Genomic DNA, 2,189 nt, shown 5'->3' with positions numbered 1-2,189 from the left:
ATAGCGGGCGATGACGGCGTCGAACCAGCCGCAGCGGCGCCGCCGGCCGGTGGTCACCCCGAACTCGCCGCCCGTCTTGGACAGGTATTCGCCGTTCTCGTCGAACAATTCCGTGGGGAATGGCCCCGATCCCACTCTGGTGGTGTAGGCCTTGAGGATTCCCAGCACGGTAGTTATGCGCGTCGGGCCGATGCCGGAGCCGACGGCCGCGCCGCCCGCCGTCGGATTTGACGACGTCACATACGGATAGGTGCCGTGGTCGACGTCCAGCAGCGTGCCCTGCGACCCTTCCAGCAACACCGTCTCGCCGCGTTCCAGCGCCGCGTTGAGCAGCAGCCGGGTGTCGGCGATGCGGTGCTTGAAACCCTCGGCCTGCCGGAGCAAAGTGTCGACCACCTGGGCCGGTTCCAGCGCCTTGCGGTTGTAGATCTTCACTAGCACTTGGTTTTTGAACTCGCACGCCGCCTCGATCTTGCGGGTCAGCGAGTCCGGGTCGAACACGTCCGCCACCCGGATCCCGATGCGGGCGATCTTGTCCTGGTAGCACGGCCCGATGCCGCGGCCGGTGGTGCCGATCTTCTTGTTGCCCATATAGCGTTCGGTGACCTTGTCGATCGCAACGTGATACGGCAGCAGCAGGTGCGCGTCGGCGGAGATCAGCAGCCGGGAGGTGTCGACGCCGCGGGCCTCCAGACCGGCCAGCTCGTCGAGCAGCACACCGGGATCGACCACTACCCCGTTGCCGATGACGTTGGTGACGCCAGGGGTCAGCACTCCGGAGGGAATGAGGTGCAGCGCGAAGTTCTCGCCGGTGGGCAAGACCACGGTGTGCCCGGCGTTGTTGCCGCCCTGGTAGCGCACTACCCACTGCGCGCGGCCGCCGAGCAGATCGGTGGCCTTGCCTTTGCCCTCGTCGCCCCACTGGGCGCCGATCAGGACGACTGCCGGCATGACGTGCTCCCGCTGATTGTGGTCCAGCCGGTGACCCACACTATCCCAGTGGTTTGCGAGGACGCCGTGAACACGGCGGTGCTGTTGTTCGGCGACCGATCGCTGCAGCGCACGCTGCGGGGGCTGCCGGTCCAGCGCGTCGACGGTCCGGGCGATATCGACGCGGCGATCGGCCGGTTCCGGCGCCTGGTGGTGGTGGGCGTCGACGCCGACCTGGCGGCGGTGCTGACCCGGCTACTGCGGGCAGACCGGCTCGACGTCGAGGTCGGTTATGCGCCGCGCCGCCGGACCACGGCCACCCGGGCGTATCGGGTGCCGGCGGGCCGCAGGGCGGCGCGGCGGGCGCGGCGCGGTTCAGCTCGGCGGGTGCCACTGATCCGCGACGACACCGGGGCGGTGATCGTGGGAAGCGCGGTATGGCGGGGCACCGACGGGCCGCTGCACGGTGAAGCGGTGGTCGACGATCTGACGCTGTTCGACGGCGACGTCGCCGGGGTGCGGATCATGCCGACAGTTGCGCTGCCGGGTCTGCGGGCCCGCGTGCTGGGCCGCTGGCCTTATCGCTGGGTGCCGGGGCGGGCCGCTCAGCTCGGTTGCACCGGAGTGCTGGTCACCCGCGACGGTGTGGCCGCCCGTCGGCCGGCGCGGCGTTCGACGTTCTACCGGCACGTCGAGGGGTGGCTGCTGGCTCGGTGAAGCGGTCACACTTTGCGACCGCGAGGTGTCGATGTACTGAGACCTCGACACGCTCGATACAAGGAGGCCCAGCCTGATGCCCTCCATTTCCCGCGGAAGTCTGCGGGTCATCGCCTACTGGACGACAACTGCCGTGATTGCAGCCGAGTGTTTTGTGGGTGGGGCGATGGGCGCGGCGCAACTGCAGCCGTTTAAGCGCGTTGTAACGCACCTCGGCTATCCCCTGTACTTCACGAGCATTCTCGGTGTGTGCTATGTCTTGGCCGGCGTTGTACTGCTGGCACCGCGCCTCCCGCGGCTCAAGGAATGGGCATATGCGGGACTGATCTTCATCTACCTCGGAGCGACGGCGTCCCACATCTGGGCGGGCGATGGCGCCAAGGCTGTCGTAGCTCCGTTGGTATTCGCCGCACTGGCCATGGCCTCATGGACACTGCGGCCGCAAGCACGCCGTGAGCTGACGCCCAATACGTTCATGATCGGCAGGAAGTCCGAAACGACGTACTTACGCTGATGAGTGAAAACTCAATAACATCAGGAGC

Annotated in this window: 3 protein-coding genes; 2 read left to right on the top strand and 1 reads right to left on the bottom strand. The window is 67.4% G+C overall.

Features of this window, described 5'->3' with window-relative positions:
• On the bottom strand, window positions 1–951 hold a 951-nt coding region (locus tag VFA16_RS18850; protein WP_324969277.1), incomplete at its 3' end, for an adenylosuccinate synthase.
• A 48-nt stretch (window positions 952–999) separates the two neighbouring features.
• Here VFA16_RS18850 and VFA16_RS18845 point away from each other — a divergent pair.
• Window positions 1,000–1,647 (top strand): peptidase M50, encoded by a 648-nt coding sequence (locus VFA16_RS18845; protein ID WP_414687760.1) that lies wholly within the window; start codon window positions 1,000–1,002, stop codon window positions 1,645–1,647.
• Between the two features lie 76 nt (window positions 1,648–1,723).
• A complete protein-coding gene (locus tag VFA16_RS18840) occupies window positions 1,724–2,161 on the top strand; it encodes a DoxX family protein (protein ID WP_324969276.1) in 438 nt (145 codons plus the stop codon).
• Window positions 2,162–2,189: the final 28 nt, after the last annotated feature.

This window comes from Mycobacterium sp., from assembly GCF_035653355.1.
Classification (GTDB): domain Bacteria; phylum Actinomycetota; class Actinomycetes; order Mycobacteriales; family Mycobacteriaceae; genus Mycobacterium.
Note: the sequence above shows the minus strand (reverse complement) of the source record. Positions and strands in the feature narration are given on the sequence as shown.

What these genes read in the sequence shown, in the direction of transcription:
- VFA16_RS18840 (WP_324969276.1), top strand. Translation starts at nt 1,724, where the DNA reads ATGCCCTCCATTTCCCGCGGAAGTCTGCGGGTCATCGCCTACTGGACG.